Source organism: Pseudomonas sp. ANT_J28, assembly GCF_008370005.1.
GTDB classification, from domain to species: Bacteria; Pseudomonadota; Gammaproteobacteria; order Pseudomonadales; family Pseudomonadaceae; genus Aquipseudomonas; species Aquipseudomonas frigoris.
Map to the genome: position 1 here is coordinate 1 of NZ_VOBM01000041.1, position 21239 is coordinate 21239.

Sequence of the window (21239 nt, forward strand, 5' to 3'; positions counted from 1 at the left end):
TCGCGAAGGCGGTGTATCAGTCGACATCTGCTTTGACTGACACACCGCCTTCGCGAGCAAGCCCGCTCCCACAGGGTTCAGCGGCGTTTCGGACATCTTCATCAGAACAAGGAACACCGCTGTCATGAACGACGTCACGCACACGCAGCTCCGCCCTTTTGCCGATACGTCGCCTTCTGCGATCGTTGCCGGCTTCATCGCGATGATGACCGGTTACACCAGCTCCCTGGTCCTGATGTTCCAGGCCGGGCAAGCGGCGGGTCTGACCAGCGGGCAGATTTCCTCGTGGATCTGGGCGATCTCGATTGGCATGGCGGTATGCTCGATTGGCCTGTCCCTGCGTTACCGCACGCCGATCACCATCGCCTGGTCGACCCCCGGCGCGGCGTTGTTGATCACCAGTCTGGGCGGTGTGACCTACGGCGAAGCCATTGGCGCCTACATTACCTGCGCGGTGCTGGTGACGATTTGTGGTTTGACCGGCAGCTTTGAACGACTGGTGAAAAAGATTCCGGCGTCATTGGCGGCGGCTTTGCTGGCGGGGATTCTGTTCAAGATCGGCAGCGAAATCTTCGTCGCTGCGCAGCATCGCACCGCGCTGGTATTAGGCATGTTTTTCACTTATCTGGCGGTCAAACGTCTGTCGCCACGTTATGCCGTTCTGGCCGCGCTGTTGATCGGCACGGCGCTGTCAGGGTTCATGGGTCTGCTGGACTTCAGCGGTTTTCATCTGGAACTGGCGACGCCGGTCTGGACCACGCCGCACTTCTCCCTCGCCGCGACCATCAGCATCGGCATTCCGCTGTTTGTCGTGGCAATGACCTCGCAGAACATGCCCGGCATCGCCGTGCTGCGCGCCGACGGTTACACCGTGCCGGCCTCGCCGCTGATCACCACCACCGGCATCGCTTCGTTGCTGCTGGCGCCGTTCGGTTCCCACGGGATCAACCTGGCAGCCATCAGCGCGGCGATTTGCACCGGGCCGCATGCCCATGAAGATCGCAACAAGCGCTACACGGCGGCCGTCTGGTGCGGGATTTTTTACGGGATTGCCGGGGTGTTCGGCGCGACACTGGCGGCGCTGTTTGCCGCGCTGCCGAAAGAGTTGGTGCTGTCGATTGCGGCGCTGGCGTTGTTCGGCTCGATCATCAACGGCTTGAGCATCGCCATGAGCGAAGTGAAGGAACGTGAAGCGGCGCTGATTACCTTTATGGTCACGGCGTCGGGGCTGACGCTGTTTTCCATCGGTTCGGCGTTCTGGGGGATTGTGGCAGGGGTGTTGACGCTGGTGATTCTGAATTGGCGTAAAGCCTGAAGCAAAAAAACGGCGACCCTTGGGTCGCCGTTTTTTAGAACATCAAGCTACCGGATTGATCGGCTTTTCCGGGTACCAGACGTCGATCAGCGGGCTGACAGTCGCTTCGGTCAATTCGCTGCGGCCTTTGAGCCAGGCTTCAACAGCGGCACGCTGCTCTTCGGACACCGAGCCACGCTTCTGCAGGCAAACCAGACCGAAGTCGTCGCCGCCAACATAGCCCAGACCGTTGGCTTCCATGGCTTCTTTCAGGAACGCGTCGAGGAAAGCATCAATGGCTTCATCAGCCAAATCTTCTTTGAAATCCAGGTTCAGTTCGAAACCCAGCTCTTGAAATTCATCGACGCACAGTTTTTTGCGCAGACGCTGGGAACGGTTAGTCGCCATTGGAACAATCCTCATAAGTAATAACGGGCGGCACTTTAGCAGTTTAAGGCGCCGATTGCCCGTCTCTCTGGGTTGCAAGCCCTACCGTCGGTAAAAAAATAGCGGATTAGAGGACCAGGGTACGGCACAAGCCGCTACACCTTGGGGCATAATGCCGACACTTTCATGACCACTGAGGGAATTTATCTTCATGCCCTCGTCTTTTTCCCCCTCGGCTGTAGGGTTTTATTTCACATGATCAAATCTTTGCGTCCATTGCTGCTGGCCGGTTTTCTGCTCCCGCTGGCCTTCTCTGTTTCCGCCGCTCCGATCAACACCTCGCTGTCGCCCAACGTTGAAAAAGCCCTCAAGGCCAGCAAGATGCAGGACAACGCCCTGTCGCTGGTGATGATCCCGCTCAACGGCCCTGGCACCCCGACCATTTTCAACGCTGACGTCTCGGTCAATCCGGCCTCGACCATGAAACTGGTCACCACGTACGCGGCGCTGGAAATGCTCGGCCCAAACCACCAGTGGAAAACCGAGTTCTACACCGACGGCACCCTCAGCGGCGGCATCCTCAACGGTAACCTCTACCTCAAGGGCGGCGGCGATCCGAAGCTGAACATGGAAAAACTCTGGTTGCTGATGCGTGACCTGCGCGCCAACGGTGTGACGCAAATCACCGGCGATCTGGTGCTGGACCGCAATTTCTTCGTACAGCCGCAATTGCCGCAGTTCAACGACGACGGCAATGACGATAACAAGCCGTTCCTGGTCAAACCCGACGCGCTGATGGTCAACCTCAAGGCCCTGCGCTTTGTGGCGCGTAACGACAACGGCCGGGTGCTGGTGTCGGTGGAACCGCCGATTGCCACCATTCGCATCGAAAACCAGGTCAAAGCCGTCAACTCCAAGCAATGCACCGGTGGCGTGCGTTACAACCCGGTGACCCAGGCCGATGGCAGCGTGACCGTGACGGTTGGCGGCCAGTTGGGTGAGGGCTGCAGTTCCCAGACTTACCTGTCGCTGCTCGACCACGCGACCTACACCGCAGGCGCCGTGCGAGCGATCTGGAAGGAACTGGGCGGCAGTATTCAGGGCGTGGACCGTTTGGCGCCAACACCTAAAGATGCCAAGGTCCTGGCTCGGGCCTTCTCGCCGGACCTGGCGGAAATCATCCGCGACATCAACAAATACAGTAACAACACCATGGCCCAGCAGCTGTTCCTGAGCCTGGGCGCGCAGTTCCGCACTGAGGCCGACGGTGACGATGCCAAGGCTGCACAGCGTGTGGTGCGTCAGTGGCTGGCGAAGAAAGGCATCACCGCGCCGCACCTGGTGATGGAAAACGGTTCCGGCCTGTCCCGTGCGGAACGGGTGAGTGCGCGTGAAATGGCCGGCATGCTGCAAGCGGCCTGGAAAAGCCCGTATTCGGCCGAGTTCATCAGCTCGATGCCGATTGCCGGCACCGACGGCACCATGCGCAAACGCCTGAAGACCACGGCGATGCGCGGTGAGGCGCACATCAAGACCGGCACCCTGAATACCGTGCGGGCAATTGCCGGCTTCAGCCGCGACATCAACGGCAATACCTGGGCGGTGGTGGCGATCCTCAACGACAAGGCACCGTTTGGCGCGTCGTCGGTGCTGGATCAGGTGCTGCTGGACCTGTATCGCCAGCCGAAACTGCCGGAAACGGCTTCGGTGCTCTAACCTTTAAAATCAAAAGATCGCAGCCTTCGGCAGCTCCTACAGGTGTACACATGACCCCGTAGGAGCTGCCGAAGGCTGCGATCTTTTCAATTCACCGCAGAATCGCCTAGTTCATCTCCCCTTTTACCCGATCCCGTCCTGCCAGTTTCGCCGCATATACCCCCGAATCCGCCCGCAGCAGCAGCGCATCCGCGCCCTCCCCGACTCGCCAACTGGCAATCCCGAAACTCGCGGTCACTGTCCCGACGCCTTCGATCGGCGAACTGCGCAACCCTTGCCACAGCTGCAAGGCCAGGACATGGGCATGCTCGCCGTTGATGTCCGGGCAAAGCACCATGAACTCCTCGCCACCCAGGCGACAGAACACGTCAGTGCGTCGCAGCCGATGGCCGATGCGTTCGCACACAATCTGCAACACCCGATCGCCGACAGCGTGGCCATGCTGATCATTGATGCGTTTGAAATGGTCGATATCGAGCATGATCACCGACAGCTCGCCGCCACCGCGTTCGACCCGGACCATTTCGGTGGTCAGGCGCTCCTGGAAATAGCGGCGGTTGTGGATCCCGGTCAGCGAGTCGGTGATCGATAGCGCCCGCAGTTCTTCTTCCACCCGTTTCAAATCGGAAATGTCCGAGATGTAGCCGTGCCAGAGCACGCCGCCACCGGGCAATTCCTCCGGTGTCGCCTCGCCACGAACCCAACGCAGGCCGCGCAGGGGCAGCTGCACGCGGTACTCCTCGCGCCAAGGGCTGAGGGTGTCCGCCGACGCCCGGATCGAAGCGCGGACCCGGGTGGTGTCCTGCGGATGAATCCGCGTGAAAATCGCTTCGGCATTGAACAACAGCACATCCGGTTCAAGTTCGTAGATCTCGCGAATACCGTCGCTGGCGTAGATCACACTGAAGCGCCCATCGAACTCCATCTTGAATTGGTAGATCCCGCCGGGCACATGGGCGCTGAGTTTCTTCAACAACAGGTCCCGTGCCGCCAGGGCCTCGTGGACCCGCTTGCGTTCAGTGATGTCGATACAGATCGCCAGGTGCCCGACCCACAAGCCTTGCTCGTCGAGGACCGGGGTTGCCAGCATGTTCACCGTCAAATGGCTGCCGTCGCTACGCAGCAGCGTCCATTCCCGCGCTTCGTGACCGCCCTCCTCGCCGCCCTCGACCAACATCGCCTGGCAGGTCGGAATCGGTTTGCCATAGCGCGCGCTCAACTCCGCCGAACGTGCCAGGAGCTCTCGGGGCAGGTGCAGGTTTTCCAGAGTCATATGGCCCACCACCTCGATGCTGGTGTAGCCAAGCATTTGCTCTGCCCCGGCATTAAAGGTGCGGATAACCCCACGCAGGTCAGTGGCGATGATCGCCACTTGGGTCGCGGCATTCAGCACGCCACGCAACTGGCCATGGGTGCCGCGCAACTCCTGCTCACGGGCGCGCAGTTCCTGGGTCCGTTGCTCGACCATTTTCAGCGCCCGTTGACGCTGACTGACCAGCACATAGAGCAAGGCGCTTAGCAACAGACTGAGCAAGCCGCCCAGCACCACCAGGGTGGTCACCGAAGAGTGATTGGCTCGCAGGAAGGCATCGCTGGGCTGAATATCGACTTGATAGTCATGGTCGGCAAGCCGCAACAGCCGAGTCGCGGACAACTCACTGGGCGCCGGCGTGTTGGGGGACTCATAAAGCACTTCGTGCTGATCGTCTGTGGATAAGTCGAGGATGCGCACCGAAAGATAGTCACGGCCAGTGTCCGGCAGCCCGTCCGCCAGCAACTGATGCATGCTGATCACGGCCATGACATATCCGTACGGTTTCACCCCCGTCTTGCGCAGCAATACTGGTGCGACCAGCAGCACGCCACGCGCATAGGCCGGTTCGATACTGACCAAATGCATCGGCTGCGATACCGCCATGCCGCCGTGCTGATCGGCCCGTTCAAGGGTGGCACGGCGCAAGGGTTGAGCCCACAAGTCGTAGCCCAGCGGCGAACCCAGTTTGCTTTGGGTCTGGCTATACAGCACCGCCGCGTACTCATCCCGCTCGGCCGCCTGTTGCAGTTGGCCGTCGGCATTGAGTTCACGAATAGTGAAGTCGGGTAAACCCTCTGCACGCACCTGGCGTTCAAATTCCGCCCGTTCGGCACCGGTTATCCGCTTGGCGAAGGAATAGGCCTGAGTCCGGTGCAGCAGCGGTTGGGTGTAACCGTCGAACTGCGCGCGGGAGACCGAATCGGAATTGGTAAAGAACCGGCGCAGGCCATCGAGGCGCTGCTCCTGATCTTCGAAGCGTTCTTCGATACGGCTGTAACGTTCACTGGCCAGCAGTTGAAAACGTTGCCGCAATTGTTGGTGAAACAGATTCAGCGTCGACCATGCCAGCAATCCCGTGAGAATCCCGCCGACGATCAATACCAGCAGTGCGACCAGCCAGGCCGAGACATCTTCACTGATAAAACCCAGGATCTTCGGGCGCACGGCGTGCAACGACATAGACGCAACTCACAACGCCAGGTGCGGGAAAGCCCATTGGCCATGCGTTGAGTTATAGCTATTAGCCATCAATTTGACCAGCACAGAAAGAAGCCAAGAGCCTTTAAAAATCAAGGCTCTGTGGATCCAATCCTTCGAGCGTCAACGAGCCGTGATTTTCCAGGCACGGTGGATTTTGCCATTACGGGCGAAATCCGGATCGATGGTCTGGGTGGTGATTTCCTCGACCGCATAACGCTCGGCAAGGTTTTCCTCGAGTTGGAACTTGCGGAAGTTGTTGGAGAAGTACAACACGCCGCCCGGGGCGAGACGCGCCATGGCCAGGTCGATCAATTGCACCTGGTCACGCTGCACGTCGAAGATCCCTTCCATGCGCTTGGAGTTAGAGAACGTCGGCGGATCGATGAAGATCAGGTCGTATTCGTCACGGCAGGCGTCGAGCCAGGCCATCACGTCGCCCTGCTCCAGACGGTTCTTGTCGGAGAAACCGTTCAGCGACAAGTTGCGACGCGCCCAGTCCAGATAGGTTTTCGACAGGTCGACGCTGGTGGTGCTGCGCGCGCCACCCTTGGCTGCGTGAACACTGGCGGTTGCGGTGTAGCTATACAGGTTGAGGAAGCGCTTGCCGGCTGCCTCTTTCTGAATCCGCATGCGCATTGGCCGGTGATCGAGGAACAGCCCGGTGTCGAGGTAATCCGTGAGGTTCACCAGCAGCTTCACGCCGCCTTCATTGACCTCGACGAACTTGCCCTGTGCCGCTTGGCGTTCGTACTGCTTGGTGCCGCTCTGTCGCTCGCGACGCTTGACCACCACGCGGCTCTTGTCGATGTTCAGGGCCTGCGGAATGGCGGCCAGGGCATCGAACATGCGCGCCGAGGCTTTTTCTGGATCGATGGACTTCGGCGCGGCGTATTCCTGGACGTGGACCCAATCCTGATACAGGTCGATGGCCATTGAGTATTCCGGCATGTCGGCATCATAGACGCGGTAGCAGTCGATGCCTTCACGCTTGACCCACTTGCCGAGCGCCTTGAGGTTCTTTTGCAGACGGTTGGCAAACATCTGCCCGCCTTCGCTCAAGCGCGGCTGCTCGATCACCACCGGTGCCGGTTTGATCGGGTTGCCGTTCTTGTTGTACTTCTCGTACTTGCCGGGTGCCACGTCGTTGTCGGCGACTTCGACTTCAGCTTGAACTTGTTCACGCTCGACCTGACGCTGTTCCGGAGTGCGACGTTCGCCAGTGACGAACTGGTCCGGCGTGACCTTGATCAGCAGCAATTTGCACGGCAACGCGCCGTTCCAGAACGAATACTGTTTGTGGCTGCGGATGCCCATGCGCTTGCCCAGGTCCGGGGCGCCGGTGAATACCGCAGCTTCCCAGTTCAGGCAGGCCTGACGCAGACGTTCGCCGAGGTTCTGGTAGAGATAGAGCAAGCTCGCTTCATCACCCAGACGCTCGCCGTACGGAGGGTTGCAGATCACCAGGCCTTTCTGGTTCTGGTCCGGACGCGGCTCGAACGTCCCGACTTCGCCCTGGTAGATCTTGATCCACTCGCTCAGGCCGGCACGTTCGACGTTGTTGCGGCCCGGTTGAATCAGGCGCGGATCGGCTTCGTAACCGCGAATCCACAACGGTGGCTTGGCCAGACCGGCGGCGCAACGCTCAGTGGCTTCTTCGTGAAGCTTTTTCCACAGCGCTGGGACGTGACCGAGCCAGGCCGTGAAACCCCACTGCTCACGACGCAGGTTCGGCGCCATGTCGGCGGCGATCATCGCCGCTTCGACGAGGAACGTACCCACACCGCACATTGGGTCAGCCAGCGCGCCGCCTTCGGCCGCAATGCGTGGCCAGCCGGAACGGATCAGGATCGCGGCCGCGAGGTTTTCCTTCAGCGGCGCCGCGCCCTGCTGCAAGCGATAGCCGCGCTGGTGCAGGCTGTGGCCGGAGAGGTCGAGGGACAGGATGGCTTCGCCACGGTCCAGGCGCAGGTGAATGCGCAGATCCGGGTTGAGCTTGTCGATGGAAGGACGATCGCCCTGCGGCGTGCGCAGTTTGTCGACGATGGCGTCCTTGACCTTCAAGGCGCCGAAGTGGGTGTTGTCGATGCCCGAGCCGTGACCGCTGAACTCAACGGCCAAGGTGCCATCGTTGAGCATGTGGTCTTGCCACTCGATATCCAGCACGCCGTGATAAAGGTCTTCGGCGTCCTTCATCGGGAAACGCTTGAGCACCAGCAGCACCCGGTTCGCCAGACGCGACCACAGGCACAGGCGATAAGCGGTTTCCATGGTGGCCATACCGCGCACGGCAGAGGTGTGCTCACGCGCTTCCTCAAGGCCAAGCCCGATGGCTTCCTCGATGAGCAGGCCTTCAAGGCCTTTGGGGCAAGTGAGGAAGAGTTCGAAACGATCGGACATGGTAATTCCAGAGCCTTTAGCTAAGTGAACCGGCAACGCATTGCCGGCCCGGTTTTCAATCAGGCGCTTTTCTAAAAGAGCGCCCGCGTGGCACGAAGGTGTGCCGTCCCACCCCTGCAAGCTCGGGTTAAAAGAGCTTAGATGCAAAGACAGATAAAAAAGTTGATGCAACAAAATGTCATAAGTCGACCCTTCGTCGAATAGTCCCCCTGCTCAACAGGAGGCATTCTCACTAAAGGATTAACCCCATCATGCAGCGCGGGGCTGATCATACCGGGGTTTTGCCAATAGACACGGGACAACATCGTGTTACTTATCGCCATACCATCTTTATCGTTACGTCCTTATGACAAAACGATCATTCCCTCGATGTGACGCATTGGTTAGAACTCAATACAGGTTGACGCCGCAATGACGTCAACACCTTGGCTCGCGACGCCGGCAGCGAGCCCCAACGGCAGGAGTTTTTCTGCCAGACCTCGATTGAGGTCGACACGATTAATACAGTCAACAAGTGAGGGCAACACCCTATGAGAAGACTTAAGCGTGATCCGTTGGAAAGAGCATTTTTGCGCGGATATCAATATGGCGTTGGTGGCAAATCCCGTGAGCTTTGCCCATTTACTCTACCGTCGGTACGCCAAGCCTGGATTAACGGCTGGCGAGAAGGACGCGGCGACAACTGGGACGGTATGACCGGCACTGCGGGAATCCATAGACTCAACGAACTTCACGCCGTCGGCTAACACAGGGCACACACTCCGACACGACAATCTGATTACATAACGACTTACCACGCACGCCCCATCCGGGCGGCGGGCTTCGGCCCAGGGGCTCCTTCGAGGAGCCCTTTTTTATGCCTGTCGTTTAGCGTAGCGCCGCGATCGCATCCACCGATTCACGAATCAGCGCCGGACCTTTATAGATGAAGCCGGAATAGAGCTGCACCAGGCTGGCACCCGCAGCGATTTTCTCAGCCGCGTGCTTGCCTTCGGTGATGCCGCCCACGGCGATGATCGGCAAGCGACCGGCCAACTCGGCCGCCAGCACCTTCACAGTGTGGGTGCTCTTGTCACGAACCGGTGCGCCGGACAGACCGCCCGCCTCGTCGCCGTGCTCCATGCCTTCTACGCCGACGCGGCTCAGGGTGGTGTTGGTGGCGATCACCGCGTCCATCCCGGTTTCGATCAGCGCTTGCGCGACCTGAGCGGTTTCTTCGTCGGTCATGTCCGGTGCAATCTTGATCGCCAGAGGTACATGTTTGCCGTGGCGCAGCGCCAGTTCTGCGCGGCGCGTCGCCAGGTCGGCCAACAATTGCTTCAGCGAATCGCCAAATTGCAGGCTGCGCAGGCCTGGGGTGTTCGGCGAGCTGACGTTGACCGTCACATAGCTGGCGTGGGCATAGACTTTGTCCAGGCAGATCAGGTAGTCGTCGACCGCCCGCTCAACCGGGGTATCGAAGTTTTTGCCGATATTGATGCCCAGCACGCCCTTGAACTTGGCTGCCGCCACTCGAGCCAGCAGGTGATCGACGCCGAGGTTGTTGAACCCCATGCGGTTGATGATCGCCTCGGCTTCCGGAAGACGGAAAATGCGTGGCTTCGGATTGCCCGGCTGCGGACGCGGGGTGATGGTGCCGATTTCGACAAAACCAAAACCCAGTTGCGCAAAACCGTCGATGGCCGCGCCGTTCTTGTCCAGACCGGCCGCCAGACCCACCGGGTTCGGGAACTCGAGGCCCATGACGGTCACCGGCATTTTCGCCGGCGCCTTGCACAGCAAGCCGTTGAGGCCCAAACGCCCGCCCGCGCCGATCAGGTCCAGGGACAGATCGTGGGAGGTTTCCGGGGAAAGTTTGAACAACAGCTGACGGGCCAGGGTGTACATGGGCGGGTTTGACTCTGGGCTACGAAAAGTGGCGGCGATTATAGCCGGGCATCGGGGTTGCAGGCGAGGCGCGCGACAAAATCAGCGGGCGATGGCATATGCCTTGCACCGTCACTGACATCAGCACTCATGCCAACGGCGGGATGAGTCGAAAGACAAAGGCGTCGTCACTTGGCCTTGCCCTGGCAAGCAGCCCGGTCCGGCGCTTTTTTATGGAAGGTGTTTACTGATGATTGAAGTTCCAGCCAACCCTCTGGCCTGGGTCAACGGCAGCGATGCCCCGGAAAAGACCGAAATCAACCTCGGTTTCATGGCCCTGAGCGACTGCGCCTCGGTAGTGGTTGCGGCCACGCAGGGCTTCGCCCAACCTTATGGCCTGACCCTGAACCTCAAGCGCCAGTCGTCCTGGGCCAACCTGCGGGACAAACTGGTCAGTGGCGAACTCGATGCTGCCCACAGCCTGTACGGTTTGATCTACGCCGTGCATTTGGGCATCGGCGGTGTCGCGTCGACCGACATGGCGGTGCTCATGGGCCTGAATCAGAATGGCCAGAGCATCAATCTCTCCCATGGCTTACAGGCGCTGGGCGTGACCAGTCCTGAAGCACTGGACCGGCACGTGCACCAAAGCCGCCCAAAACTCACCTTCGCCCAGACATTTCCTACCGGTACCCACGCCATGTGGCTGTATTACTGGCTCGCGAGCCAGGGCATCCACCCGTTGCAGGACGTCGACAGCGTGGTCGTGCCGCCGCCGCAAATGGTCGCGCACCTGCAAGCCGGGCGCATCGACGGCTTCTGCGTCGGTGAGCCATGGTCCGCCAGCGCGGTGCAGCAAAATCTGGGGTTCACGATGGCAACTACCCAGACCATCTGGCCCGATCACCCGGAAAAAGTCCTCGGTTGCACCCGCGCCTTTGTCGAGCAATACCCCAACACCGCACGGGCGCTGGTGATGGCGATTCTGGAGGCCAGCCGCTTCATCGAACAAAGCACCGAGAATCGCCGCAGCACCGCGAAGCTCTTGAGCGCGCCGCAATACCTCGACGCACCGCTCGACTGCATCGAACCGAGGTTGCTCGGCGACTACGCCGATGGCCTGGGTAATCGCTGGCAAGACCCGCACGCGCTGCGCTTCCACGGTGGTGGCGAGGTCAACTTGCCGTATCTGTCCGACGGCATGTGGTTCATGACCCAGTTCCGCCGCTGGGGCTTGTTGCGCGACGACCCGGACTACCTGGGCGTGGCCCGTCAGGTCCAGCAACTAGACTTGTATCGAGAGGCCGCCACCGCTTTCGGTGTGGCCGCGAGTGATCAGCAAATGCGCAGCAGTCAGTTGATCGACGGCAAAGTCTGGGATGGCCTGGACCCCGCCGGCTATGCCCGCAGCTTCAAGCTGCACGCCATGAGCGACACCTCGCCCCTTCTCGCCAGCCGCTGACAGGAGACTACGAATATGTTGCGTATCCTGCTGATCAACGACACCGCGAAGAAAGTCGGTCGCCTGAAGGCGGCCCTGACCGAAGCCGGGTTCGAGGTGATCGACGAGTCGGGCCTGACCATCGACCTGCCCGCGCGCGTCGAAACGGTGCGTCCAGACGTGATTTTGATCGATACCGAGTCACCGAGCCGCGATGTGATGGAGCAAGTGGTGCTGGTGAGCCGCGACCAACCGCGGCCGATTGTGATGTTTACCGATGAACATGACCCCGATGTGATGCGCCAGGCGATCAAGTCCGGCGTCAGTGCCTACATCGTCGAAGGCATCCACGCACAGCGCTTGCAGCCGATTCTCGACGTGGCCATGGCGCGCTTTGAAAGCGACCAGGCCCTGCGCGCCCAACTCAACGCCCGTGACCAGCAACTGGCCGAGCGCAAGCGCATCGAGCTGGCCAAAGGGCTGCTGATGAAAATGAAGGACTGTAACGAGGAAGAGGCCTACACCCTGATGCGCCGCCAGGCCATGAGCCGTCAGCAGAAGCTGATTCAGGTGGCGGAGCAGATCATCGCCATGAGTGAGCTACTTGGCTGACTCCCCCCAACGATCGGTGTGAATGTGGCACAGATCTCGCTAGGTAATCGCTACAGGTAACCAACGGCGGTTGCCCCACCTACGACAAAGACGTCGCTCACCTCATTTGCCCATTGGCGAATCCGGTGGCGGCGTTTTTTTGTTTTGGCCCCATAGACCGGGGCCGGTGGTGCGGCCGATGCGGCGCCCCACCTGCAAGCTCATGACTCCTTCTCGAGACTCCTAACAGCTGAGGTGCGCGATGAAATCAAGCTTCTGGAAATCTGGCCATACCCCGACATTGTTCGCGGCCTTCCTCTATTTCGACCTGAGTTTCATGGTCTGGTACCTGCTCGGCCCGCTGGCGGTGCAGATTGCCGCCGACCTGCACCTGACCACCCAACAGCGCGGGCTGGTGGTGGCCACGCCGATTCTGGCCGGGGCCGTATTACGCTTTGTAATGGGTTTGCTGGCTGATCGCCTGTCACCGAAAACCGCCGGGCTGATTGGCCAGGTGATCGTCATTTGCGCACTGTTCGGGGCCTGGAAGCTCGGCATCCACAGCTATGAACAAGCGCTGGTGCTGGGCCTGTTCCTCGGCATGGCCGGCGCATCCTTCGCCGTCGCCCTGCCGCTGGCGTCGCAATGGTATCCACCACAACACCAAGGCAAAGCCATGGGCATCGCCGGTGCCGGTAACTCGGGCACCGTGCTCGCGGCACTGATCGCCCCGGTGCTGGCCGCGGCATTTGGCTGGAGCAACGTGTTCGGCTTCGCCCTGATCCCGCTGATTCTGACCATCATCGTCTTCGCCTGGTTGGCCAAAAACGCGCCTGAGCGGCCGAAAGCCAAGTCCGTGTCCGACTACTTCAAGGCCTTGGGCGACCGCGACAGCTGGTGGTTCATGTTTTTCTACAGCGTGACCTTCGGCGGCTTCATCGGCTTGGCCAGCGCCCTGCCCGGCTATTTCAACGACCAATATGGCCTCAGCCCGGTGACCGCCGGTTACTACACCGCAGCCTGTGTGTTCGGTGGCAGCTTGATGCGTCCGTTGGGCGGCGCTCTGGCCGACCGTTTCGGTGGCATTCGCACCCTTTTGGGGATGTACACGGTGGCGGCGGTCTGCATCGCAGCGGTGGGTTTCAATCTGCCGAGTTCCTACGCGGCACTGGCACTTTTCGTCTGCACCATGCTCGGCTTGGGTGCCGGTAACGGCGCCGTTTTCCAATTGGTGCCGCAGCGTTTCCGTCGCGAGATCGGTGTGATGACCGGTTTGATCGGCATGGCCGGCGGTATCGGTGGGTTTGCACTGGCAGCAGGCATGGGCGCGATCAAGCAAAGCACTGGCAGTTATCAATTGGCCTTGTGGTTGTTCGCCAGCCTTGGCGTTCTGGCCTGGTTCGGTCTGCACGGCGTGAAACGTCGCTGGAGAACTACTTGGGGTTCTGCCGCTGTAACCGCTGCTCGGGTCTGAGACCTTAATGAGCCTGCAACTGAGTTTTGCCGAAGCGAGTGCCATCGGCCCTCGCGAGGAGAATCAGGACGCCCTGCGCCTGGTGACTCCGGCCCCGGCGCTGGCGGCGAGCAAGGGTTACCTGTTCGCCATCGCCGATGGCGTCAGCCAGTGCGCCGATGGTGGCCTCGCCGCCCGCTCGACGCTGCAGGCTCTGGCGCTGGATTACTACGCCACGCCGGAAACCTGGGGCGTCGCGCAGGCACTGGATCGCCTGCTGCTGGCACAAAATCGCTGGTTGCAGGCCAATGGCGGTGGGCAACCGTTGCTCACCACTGTCAGTGCTTTGGTCATGCGCGGTAGGCGATTTACCTTGGCCCACGTCGGCGATTGCCGTGTTTATCGCTGGCACGCCGACACCTTGCAACGGGTCAGCGAGGATCACGTCTGGGACCAGCCGGGCATGCAGCATGTGCTCAAACGGGCACTTGGGCTCGATCAGCATTTGGTGCTGGATTTTCTCGATGGCGAACTGCGGCTGAACGAAAGTTTCGTACTGCTCAGCGACGGCATTTGGGCCGTGCTGGGCGACACCGCGATTGCGGCAATTCTGCGCGATCAACCGGATCTGAACAGCGCTGCGCAGACCTTGGTCAACGCGGCGCATCTGGCCGGCAGCCAGGACAATGCCAGCGCACTGCTGGTGCGAGTCGATGCCCTCGGTGAAACGAGCATCGGCGATGCATTGATTCATTTGCAGCAATGGCCGCTGCCGCCCGCCTTGAAACCAGGCCAGACTTTCGAAGGTTGGCAGGTCGAAGGGATACTCGGTCAGAGCCAGCAGTCGTTGCTCTATCGGGTACGCGATGGGCAACAACAACCCTGGCTGCTGAAAACCTTACCGGGCGCGCTGCGCGACGATCACTTGGCCGGGCAGGCGTTGCTGTCGGAAGAATGGTTTCTCAAGCGCGTGGCCGGGCGGCATTTCCCTGAAGTCCATGCCAGCAGTCAGCGTCAGCATTTGTACTACGTGATGCGGGAATATTCCGGATCTACGTTGGCGGAGCTGCACGCCGATGTCGGACCGCTGCCTCTGCCTCAATGGCAGGATCTGGCCGAACGCCTGCTGCGCGCCGTTGGCATGCTGCATCGACGGCAGATTCTCCATCGCGATATCAAACCGGAGAACCTGCTACTGGGGGACGACGGCGAATTACGCCTGCTGGACTTCGGTCTCGCCTACTGTCCCGGCCTGTCCGAAGATCAGCCTTCTGCCCTGCCCGGAACGCCCTGCTATATCGCGCCGGAAGCCTTTCGCGGGGAAGCACCGACACCGCAACAGGACCTGTATGCCGTCGGCGTGACCTTGTATTTCCTGCTCACCGGGCATTATCCCTACGGCGAAATCGAAGCCTTCCAGCGCCCACGGTTCGGGGTTCCTGTCAGCGCCAGTCGCTATCGACCCGACCTGCCGGAATGGATTGCGCAAAGTCTGGAGCACGCCGTGGCGGCGGATCCGGATCAACGATTTGAAACGGCGGAAGAATGGTTGCTGCTGCTGGAACAGGGCGAGCGGCGCAGTTTGAGCGTGCGACCCAGACCGTTGCTGGAGCGCGAACCATTGAAGGTCTGGCGGACCTTGGCGCTGGTGTCGTTACTGGTGAACCTGGTGTTGTTGGTTTTACTGTTTCATGGCTGAGTTTTTCACTGCACCCAAAAGATCAAAAGATCGCAGCCTGCGGCAGCTACGGGTGCCCACGATCTCCTGTAGGCGCTGCCGTAGGCTGCGATCTTTTGACTTTTCTGCTTCAAAACCGGGCATCGCGCATTGAACCGGTGCACGGAAACACCCTCCGCCCATGACGAAAGCCCATAAATTCTGCATTTGCGAGACTTGGCACAACCACTGCATTACCTTTCTCACCATACATAAAGCCCAGCCTTCAACGATGAAGGATGCGCTGCCCGAGAGAACGGGACCAGGACAAAGGCGTCCTCGCTAGGCAACTAGCGAGACGCCTTTTTTTGTTTGCGCAAATTTGTCGAGCAAGACCTGAAAGCCCTGATGAGGCGAGTCTGAGCTCCCCGGAGAACCTGATGAAAAAACTAAAACTGGTGATGATCGGCAACGGCATGGCCGGGGTTCGCACCCTGGAAGAACTGCTCAAGCTGAGCAATGAGCTGTACGACATCACGGTCTTCGGCGCCGAACCTCATACCAACTACAACCGCATCCTGCTGTCACCCGTACTGGCCGGCGAGCAGACCTTCGAAGAGATCGTGCTGAACGATCTGGACTGGTACCTGGACAACAACATCAAGCTGCTGCTCAACCGCAAAGTGGTGGAGATCGACCGGGTCAAACGCCGCGTGATCGCCGAAGACGGCAGCGAGGCCGAATACGATCGTCTGCTGATCGCCACCGGCTCGACTCCGTTCATCCTGCCGATTCCCGGTAACACCTTGCACGGCGTGATCGGCTACCGCGACATCGCCGATACCCAGGCAATGATCGACACCGCGAAAACCCACAAGCACGCCGTTGTGATCGGTGGCGGCCTGCTCGGCCTGGAAGCCGCCAACGGTCTGATGCTGCGCGGCATGCACGTCACCGTGGTGCACATCGGTGAATGGCTGCTGGAACGGCAACTGGATAAAACCAGCGGCCAGTTGCTGCAAACTGCCCTGGAAGCCCGCGGCCTGCACTTTCGTCTTTGCGAGCAAACCCAGGCCCTGCACGATGCCGGCAATGGCCGGGTCGGCTCGGTTGAGTTCAAAAATGGCGACATCATCCCCGCCGACCTGGTGGTAATGGCCGCCGGCATTCGCCCCAACACCGAACTCGCGGAAAAATCCGGCATCCCTTGCAACCGCGGGATTCTGGTCAACGACACCCTGCAAACCTACGACCCACGCATCTACGCCATCGGCGAATGCGCCAGCCACCGCGGCATCGCTTACGGCCTGGTGGCGCCGCTGTTCGAACAAGCCAAGGTCTGCGCCAACCACCTCGCCCAACTGGGCTTCGCCACCTACAAAGGCTCGGTGACGTCGACCAAATTGAAAGTCACGGGCATCGACTTGTTCTCCGCTGGCGACTTCATGGGCGGCGAAGGCACCGAAACCATCACCCTCTCCGACCCGATCGGCGGAGTCTACAAAAAACTGGTGATCAAGGATGACGTGCTGGTCGGGGCCTGTCTGTACGGCGATACCGCAGACGGTGGCTGGTATTTCCGGCAGATCCGTGAGAACCACGCCATCGACGAGATCCGCGATCACTTGATGTTCGGTGAAAACGCTCTAGGCGATGTAGGACATCAAGGCCAGGACAAAGCCATGAGCATGGCCGACACCGCCGAAGTCTGCGGCTGCAACGGCGTGTGCAAAGGCACCATCGTCAAGGCGATTCAGGAGCACGGATTGTTCAGCGTCGACGACGTCAAGAAACACACTAAGGCGGCCAGCTCCTGCGGTTCCTGCGCAGGGCTGGTGGAACAGATTCTGATCAACACCGTGGGCGGCGCAGCAGACGTTAAACCGAAAAGCGAAAAAGCCATTTGCGGTTGCAGCGACTTGAATCACGGGCAAATCCGCCAGGCCATCCGCGAGCAGCATCTGCTGACCATCGCCGGCACCATGAGCTATTTGAACTGGCGCACGCCGAACGGCTGCGCCACGTGCCGCCCGGCGCTCAACTACTACCTGATTTCCACCTGGCCGGGCGAAGCCAAGGACGATCCGCAATCGCGCCTGATCAACGAACGGGCCCACGCCAACATTCAGAAAGATGGCACTTACTCTGTAGTCCCACGGATGTGGGGCGGTGTGACCAATCCTTCGGAGCTGCGGCGTATAGCCGACGTGGCCGACAAATACAACGTGCCCATGGTCAAGGTGACCGGCGGCCAGCGCATCGATTTGCTGGGGATCAAGAAGCAGGACCTGCCGGGCGTCTGGAAGGATCTCGACATGCCGTCCGGCCACGCCTACGGCAAATCCATCCGCACCGTGAAGACTTGCGTCGGCAGTGAGTTCTGCCGCTTTGGCACCCAGAACTCCACGCAACTGGGCATCGAGCTTGAGCACGACCTGTTCAACATGTGGTCGCCGCACAAAGTGAAACTGGCCGTCTCCGGTTGCCCACGCAACTGTTCGGAAGCGGGCATCAAGGACGTCGGAATTATCGGCGTGGATTCGGGCTGGGAGATGTACATCGGCGGCAACGGCGGGATAAAAACCGAAGTCGCGGAATTCTTCGTCAAGCTCAAGACCGCCGAAGAAGTGCGTGAATACAACGGCGCGTTCCTGCAGCTCTATCGCGAAGAAGCGTTCTACCTCGAACGCACCGTGCACTACCTGCAACGGGTCGGCATGGAACACATCAAAAAAGCCGTGCTGGAAGACCCGGAGCGGCGCAAGGCACTCAACGATCGCTTGCAATTCTCCTTGTCGTTCGAACAGGACCCGTGGAAGGAACGCCTGGAACAACCGTTGCTGAAAAAAGAATTCGACGTCATCGCAGTGAAGAACCTGGAGGTGTCGGCATGAACTGGCTGGATATCTGCGCACTGGAAGAAATCAATGCCCTGGGCTCGCGGATCATCGCCGGCCCGAAAGGTGACATCGCGATTTTTCGTACCAGCGACGATGAGGTTTTCGCACTCGATGACCGCTGCCCGCACAAGGGCGGGCCACTGTCCCAAGGTTTGATCTACGGCAAACGGGTCGCCTGCCCGCTGCATAACTGGCAGATCGACCTGGAAACCGGTGAAGCCCAGGCCCCGGACATCGGTTGCGCTCACCACCATTCAGCACGGGTCGAGAATGGCCGGGTGTTGCTGGCCCTGCGGGAAGCAAGCTGATGAACCAGATCACCGCTTCCACCTGCTGCTATTGCGGGGTCGGCTGCGGCGTGCTGATCGAGCATGACGGCGAGCACATTCTCGGCGTCAGCGGTGATCCGGCCCATCCGGCCAACTTCGGCAAACTGTGCAGTAAAGGCTCTACCTTGCACCTGACCGGCGATCTCGCAGCCAGAGCGTTGTATCCCGAACTGCGCCTGGGCAAAGGCCTGGCCCGCAGTCGCACCGACTGGGACACAGCCCTCGATCACGCCGCCAGCGTTTTTGCCGAGACCATCGCCGAACACGGCCCGGACAGCGTGGCGTTCTACATTTCCGGACAATTGCTGACCGAGGATTACTACGCCTTCAACAAACTGGCGCGAGCACTGGTGGGCACCAACAACATCGACAGCAATTCGCGCCTGTGTATGTCTTCGGCAGTGGTCGGTTACAAGCGCAGCCTGGGCGCCGACGCACCGCCGTGCAGCTACGAAGACCTGGAACTGAGCGACTGCGTGATGATCGTCGGCAGCAACATGGCCTACGCCCACCCGATACTTTTCCGTCGCCTGGAGGAAGCGAAATCCCGCCGGCCGCAGATGAAAGTCATCGTCATCGACCCGCGTCGTACCGACACCTGCGATCTGGCCGACCTGCACCTGGCGATTCTGCCAGGCACCGATGTCGCCTTGTTCCATGGGATTTTGCACCTGCTGCTGTGGGAAGACTGGGTCGACCGCGACTTCATCAAAGCCCACACCGAAGGCTTGGCCGAACTGAAAAACCTGGTGCGTGATTACACGCCGCAGATGGTCTCGCAGCTCTGTGGGATCAGTGTCGAGCAACTGCAGCAATGCGCCAAATGGGTCGGCACCTCGCCGAGCTTCCTGTCGCTGTGGTGCATGGGGCTGAACCAGTCCACCGCCGGCAGCGCGAAGAACAGCGCGTTGATCAATCTGCACCTGGCCACCGGGCAAATCGGCCGCCCCGGCGCAGGACCTTTCTCCCTGACTGGTCAGCCGAATGCCATGGGTGGCCGCGAAACCGGCAGCTTGTCGAACCTGCTGCCAGGCCATCGCGAGGCTGCGAATGCCGAACATCGCGCGGAAGTGGCGGCGTATTGGGGCGTGGATCAACTGCCTGCAAACACCGGGCTCACCGCAATCGAATTGTTTGAGCAGGTGCGCAGCGGCAAGATCAAGGCGCTGTGGATCGCCTGCACCAACCCTGCGCAATCAATGCCGGACCAAACCGCCGTGCGCACGGCACTGCAAGCCTGCCCGTTCGTTGTGTTGCAGGAAGCGTTCCGGACCACCGAAACCGCCGCGTTTGCCGACCTGTTGCTGCCCGCCGCCAGTTGGGGCGAAAAGGACGGCACTGTGACCAACTCCGAGCGGCGCATTTCCCACGTTCGCCGAGCCATCGTCACACCCGGTGAAACCCGCTCGGACTGGGCGATCACGGTGGATTTCGCACAGCGCCTGGAAAAACATCTGCGTCCCGGGCAAACCAGCCTGTTCGCCTTTGAAAATCCGGCGCAGGTCTTCGACGAGTACAAGCAATTGACCCGCGGGCGTGATCTGGACTTGTCCGGCATCAGTCATGCACTGATCGACCGCCTCGGCCCGCAGCAATGGCCCTTCCCCACTGGCGCCAGCGAAGGCACGGCCCGGCTGTACCTGGACGGCGTTTTCCCGACGGCCAGTGGACGTGCGCAATTTGTGGCCGACCCGTACCGCGCCGGCAAGGAACAACGCGACGCGCGCTTCCCGCTGACCCTGATCACCGGCCGCCTGCGCGATCAATGGCACGGCATGAGCCGCACCGGCACCGCCGCGCAGCTATTTGGCCATGTCAGCGAAGCTGTGTTGAGTTTGCACCCGGATGAACTGCGCCGGCATCGGCTGCAATCGGGCGACCTGGTCAGCCTGAAAAGTCGCCGTGGCGCAGTGATTGTCGCCGTCGGCGGTGACGACAGCGTGCGACCCGGTCAGGCCTTTCTGCCCATGCATTGGGGTGACCGCTTCCTCAAGGGCGGCGTAAATACCCTCACTCTTCCCGCCTTCGACCCGCTATCGAAACAGCCCGAACTCAAACACAGCAGCGTGCGCCTGGAACCGGTGCAACTGCCGTGGAACCTTTTCGCCCTGGTCGAGGGCGATGTTCAACAGCATTTTGAGACGCTAAGACCACTCTGCGAGGCGTTTTCCTACGTCAGCCTCAGCCTCGTCGGCCGTGAACGTCCCGCGCTGCTGATACGCGCCGCCAGCGCCGTCGCGCCAGACCCTCAACTGCTGCGTGATATCGATCAATGCCTGGGACTCAACGATGGCCCGGTTTTGGCCTACGACGACCCACGGCGCTCCATCGGTAAACGGGTGCGGATCGAGAACGGCCGGATCACTGCAATTCGCCTGGCCGGTGAAACCCTTGCCCAACACTGGCTGCAAAGCCTGTGGCTGGAAGGTCGCGCTGACGAACAGCTGCGGCGCTGGTTGCTGGCACCGCTGAGCGCACCGCCGGGCAACACTAGTACGCCGGCTATCGGTAACAAAACCCTGTGCAACTGCAAAAACATCAGCCAAAGCGCGGTCTGCGCCGGCATTAGCCGCGGTCTGGACCTGCTGGGTTTGAAACAAGAATTGGGCTGCGGCACGCAATGCGGCTCCTGCGTCCCGGAAATCAAGCGTTTGCTGGCCGCCACTGCGCAGCCGGTTGCCGTCACCTCGTGA

The 21239-nt window shown here is 60.5% G+C and carries 14 protein-coding genes; 10 read left to right on the forward strand and 4 right to left on the reverse strand.

Features of this window, described 5'->3' with window-relative positions; genetic code table 11:
* Positions 1–124: 124 nt before the first annotated feature.
* Positions 125–1315, forward strand: a complete 1191-nt coding sequence (locus tag FQ187_RS23800; RefSeq protein ID WP_149631349.1) for a benzoate/H(+) symporter BenE family transporter — start codon at positions 125–127, stop codon at positions 1313–1315.
* 42 nt (positions 1316–1357) lie between these two features.
* Here FQ187_RS23800 and FQ187_RS23805 read toward each other — a convergent pair whose 3' ends face one another.
* On the reverse strand, positions 1358–1702 hold the full coding sequence (locus FQ187_RS23805) for a YggL family protein (protein WP_007896965.1): 345 nt from the start codon (positions 1700–1702) through the stop codon (positions 1358–1360).
* A gap of 234 nt (positions 1703–1936) precedes the next feature.
* Between FQ187_RS23805 and dacB the strand changes: the two genes are divergently transcribed.
* The gene (gene dacB, locus FQ187_RS23810; RefSeq protein ID WP_046047889.1) at positions 1937–3397 is read left to right on the forward strand and encodes a D-alanyl-D-alanine carboxypeptidase/D-alanyl-D-alanine-endopeptidase; all 1461 of its coding nucleotides are present in this window, start codon (positions 1937–1939) and stop codon (positions 3395–3397) included.
* A 106-nt stretch (positions 3398–3503) separates the two neighbouring features.
* On the opposite strand, the gene FQ187_RS23815 is transcribed toward dacB, so the two are convergent.
* A complete protein-coding gene (locus FQ187_RS23815; protein WP_149631350.1) occupies positions 3504–5891 on the reverse strand; it encodes a GGDEF domain-containing protein in 2388 nt (795 codons plus the stop codon).
* Positions 5892–6032: 141 nt separating this feature from the next.
* Positions 6033–8309, reverse strand: a complete 2277-nt coding sequence (rlmKL, locus tag FQ187_RS23820; RefSeq protein ID WP_149631351.1) for a bifunctional 23S rRNA (guanine(2069)-N(7))-methyltransferase RlmK/23S rRNA (guanine(2445)-N(2))-methyltransferase RlmL — start codon at positions 8307–8309, stop codon at positions 6033–6035.
* A gap of 530 nt (positions 8310–8839) precedes the next feature.
* Here rlmKL and rmf point away from each other — a divergent pair.
* On the forward strand, positions 8840–9055 hold the full coding sequence (gene rmf / locus FQ187_RS23830) for a ribosome modulation factor (RefSeq protein ID WP_003223300.1): 216 nt from the start codon (positions 8840–8842) through the stop codon (positions 9053–9055).
* A gap of 121 nt (positions 9056–9176) precedes the next feature.
* On the opposite strand, the gene FQ187_RS23835 is transcribed toward rmf, so the two are convergent.
* Positions 9177–10196 (reverse strand): quinone-dependent dihydroorotate dehydrogenase, encoded by a 1020-nt coding sequence (locus tag FQ187_RS23835; RefSeq protein ID WP_149631352.1) that lies wholly within the window; start codon positions 10194–10196, stop codon positions 9177–9179.
* A 229-nt stretch (positions 10197–10425) separates the two neighbouring features.
* On the opposite strand from FQ187_RS23835, the gene FQ187_RS23840 reads away from it, so the two are divergent.
* From FQ187_RS23840 to FQ187_RS23870, 7 genes are all read left to right on the forward strand, one after another.
* Complete coding sequence (locus FQ187_RS23840; RefSeq protein ID WP_149631353.1) at positions 10426–11637, forward strand: CmpA/NrtA family ABC transporter substrate-binding protein; 1212 nt, start codon at positions 10426–10428, stop codon at positions 11635–11637.
* Positions 11638–11652: 15 nt separating this feature from the next.
* On the forward strand, positions 11653–12228 hold the full coding sequence (locus tag FQ187_RS23845) for an ANTAR domain-containing response regulator (RefSeq protein ID WP_008146285.1): 576 nt from the start codon (positions 11653–11655) through the stop codon (positions 12226–12228).
* 241 nt (positions 12229–12469) lie between these two features.
* Positions 12470–13681 carry a NarK/NasA family nitrate transporter gene (locus tag FQ187_RS23850; RefSeq protein ID WP_129442812.1) on the forward strand — a complete coding sequence of 404 codons (1212 nt, stop codon included), beginning with the start codon at positions 12470–12472 and terminating at the stop codon, positions 13679–13681.
* Between the two features lie 7 nt (positions 13682–13688).
* Positions 13689–15359: a bifunctional protein-serine/threonine kinase/phosphatase gene (locus FQ187_RS23855; protein ID WP_149631354.1), complete on the forward strand. Its 1671-nt coding sequence runs from the start codon at positions 13689–13691 to the stop codon at positions 15357–15359.
* A 398-nt stretch (positions 15360–15757) separates the two neighbouring features.
* Complete coding sequence (nirB, locus tag FQ187_RS23860; protein WP_149631355.1) at positions 15758–18211, forward strand: nitrite reductase large subunit NirB; 2454 nt, start codon at positions 15758–15760, stop codon at positions 18209–18211.
* Positions 18208–18525: a nitrite reductase small subunit NirD gene (gene nirD / locus FQ187_RS23865; RefSeq protein WP_008146292.1), complete on the forward strand. Its 318-nt coding sequence runs from the start codon at positions 18208–18210 to the stop codon at positions 18523–18525. Before nirB ends, nirD begins: the two co-directional genes overlap by 4 nt.
* The gene (locus FQ187_RS23870; RefSeq protein WP_178122756.1) at positions 18525–21239 is read left to right on the forward strand and encodes a nitrate reductase; all 2715 of its coding nucleotides are present in this window, start codon (positions 18525–18527) and stop codon (positions 21237–21239) included. Before nirD ends, FQ187_RS23870 begins: the two co-directional genes overlap by 1 nt.

Excerpts from the sequence above, each read along its gene's own strand:
- FQ187_RS23800 (WP_149631349.1), top strand. The coding sequence starts at position 125 with ATGAACGACGTCACGCACACGCAGCTCCGCCCTTTTGCCGATACGTCG.
- FQ187_RS23805 (WP_007896965.1), bottom strand. The coding sequence starts at position 1,702 with ATGGCGACTAACCGTTCCCAGCGTCTGCGCAAAAAACTGTGCGTCGAT.
- dacB (WP_046047889.1), top strand. The coding sequence starts at position 1,937 with ATGATCAAATCTTTGCGTCCATTGCTGCTGGCCGGTTTTCTGCTCCCG.
- FQ187_RS23815 (WP_149631350.1), bottom strand. The coding sequence starts at position 5,891 with ATGTCGTTGCACGCCGTGCGCCCGAAGATCCTGGGTTTTATCAGTGAA.
- rlmKL (WP_149631351.1), bottom strand. The coding sequence starts at position 8,309 with ATGTCCGATCGTTTCGAACTCTTCCTCACTTGCCCCAAAGGCCTTGAA.
- rmf (WP_003223300.1), top strand. The coding sequence starts at position 8,840 with ATGAGAAGACTTAAGCGTGATCCGTTGGAAAGAGCATTTTTGCGCGGA.
- FQ187_RS23835 (WP_149631352.1), bottom strand. The coding sequence starts at position 10,196 with ATGTACACCCTGGCCCGTCAGCTGTTGTTCAAACTTTCCCCGGAAACC.
- FQ187_RS23840 (WP_149631353.1), top strand. The coding sequence starts at position 10,426 with ATGATTGAAGTTCCAGCCAACCCTCTGGCCTGGGTCAACGGCAGCGAT.
- FQ187_RS23845 (WP_008146285.1), top strand. The coding sequence starts at position 11,653 with ATGTTGCGTATCCTGCTGATCAACGACACCGCGAAGAAAGTCGGTCGC.
- FQ187_RS23850 (WP_129442812.1), top strand. The coding sequence starts at position 12,470 with ATGAAATCAAGCTTCTGGAAATCTGGCCATACCCCGACATTGTTCGCG.
- FQ187_RS23855 (WP_149631354.1), top strand. The coding sequence starts at position 13,689 with ATGAGCCTGCAACTGAGTTTTGCCGAAGCGAGTGCCATCGGCCCTCGC.
- nirB (WP_149631355.1), top strand. The coding sequence starts at position 15,758 with ATGAAAAAACTAAAACTGGTGATGATCGGCAACGGCATGGCCGGGGTT.
- nirD (WP_008146292.1), top strand. The coding sequence starts at position 18,208 with ATGAACTGGCTGGATATCTGCGCACTGGAAGAAATCAATGCCCTGGGC.
- FQ187_RS23870 (WP_178122756.1), top strand. The coding sequence starts at position 18,525 with ATGAACCAGATCACCGCTTCCACCTGCTGCTATTGCGGGGTCGGCTGC.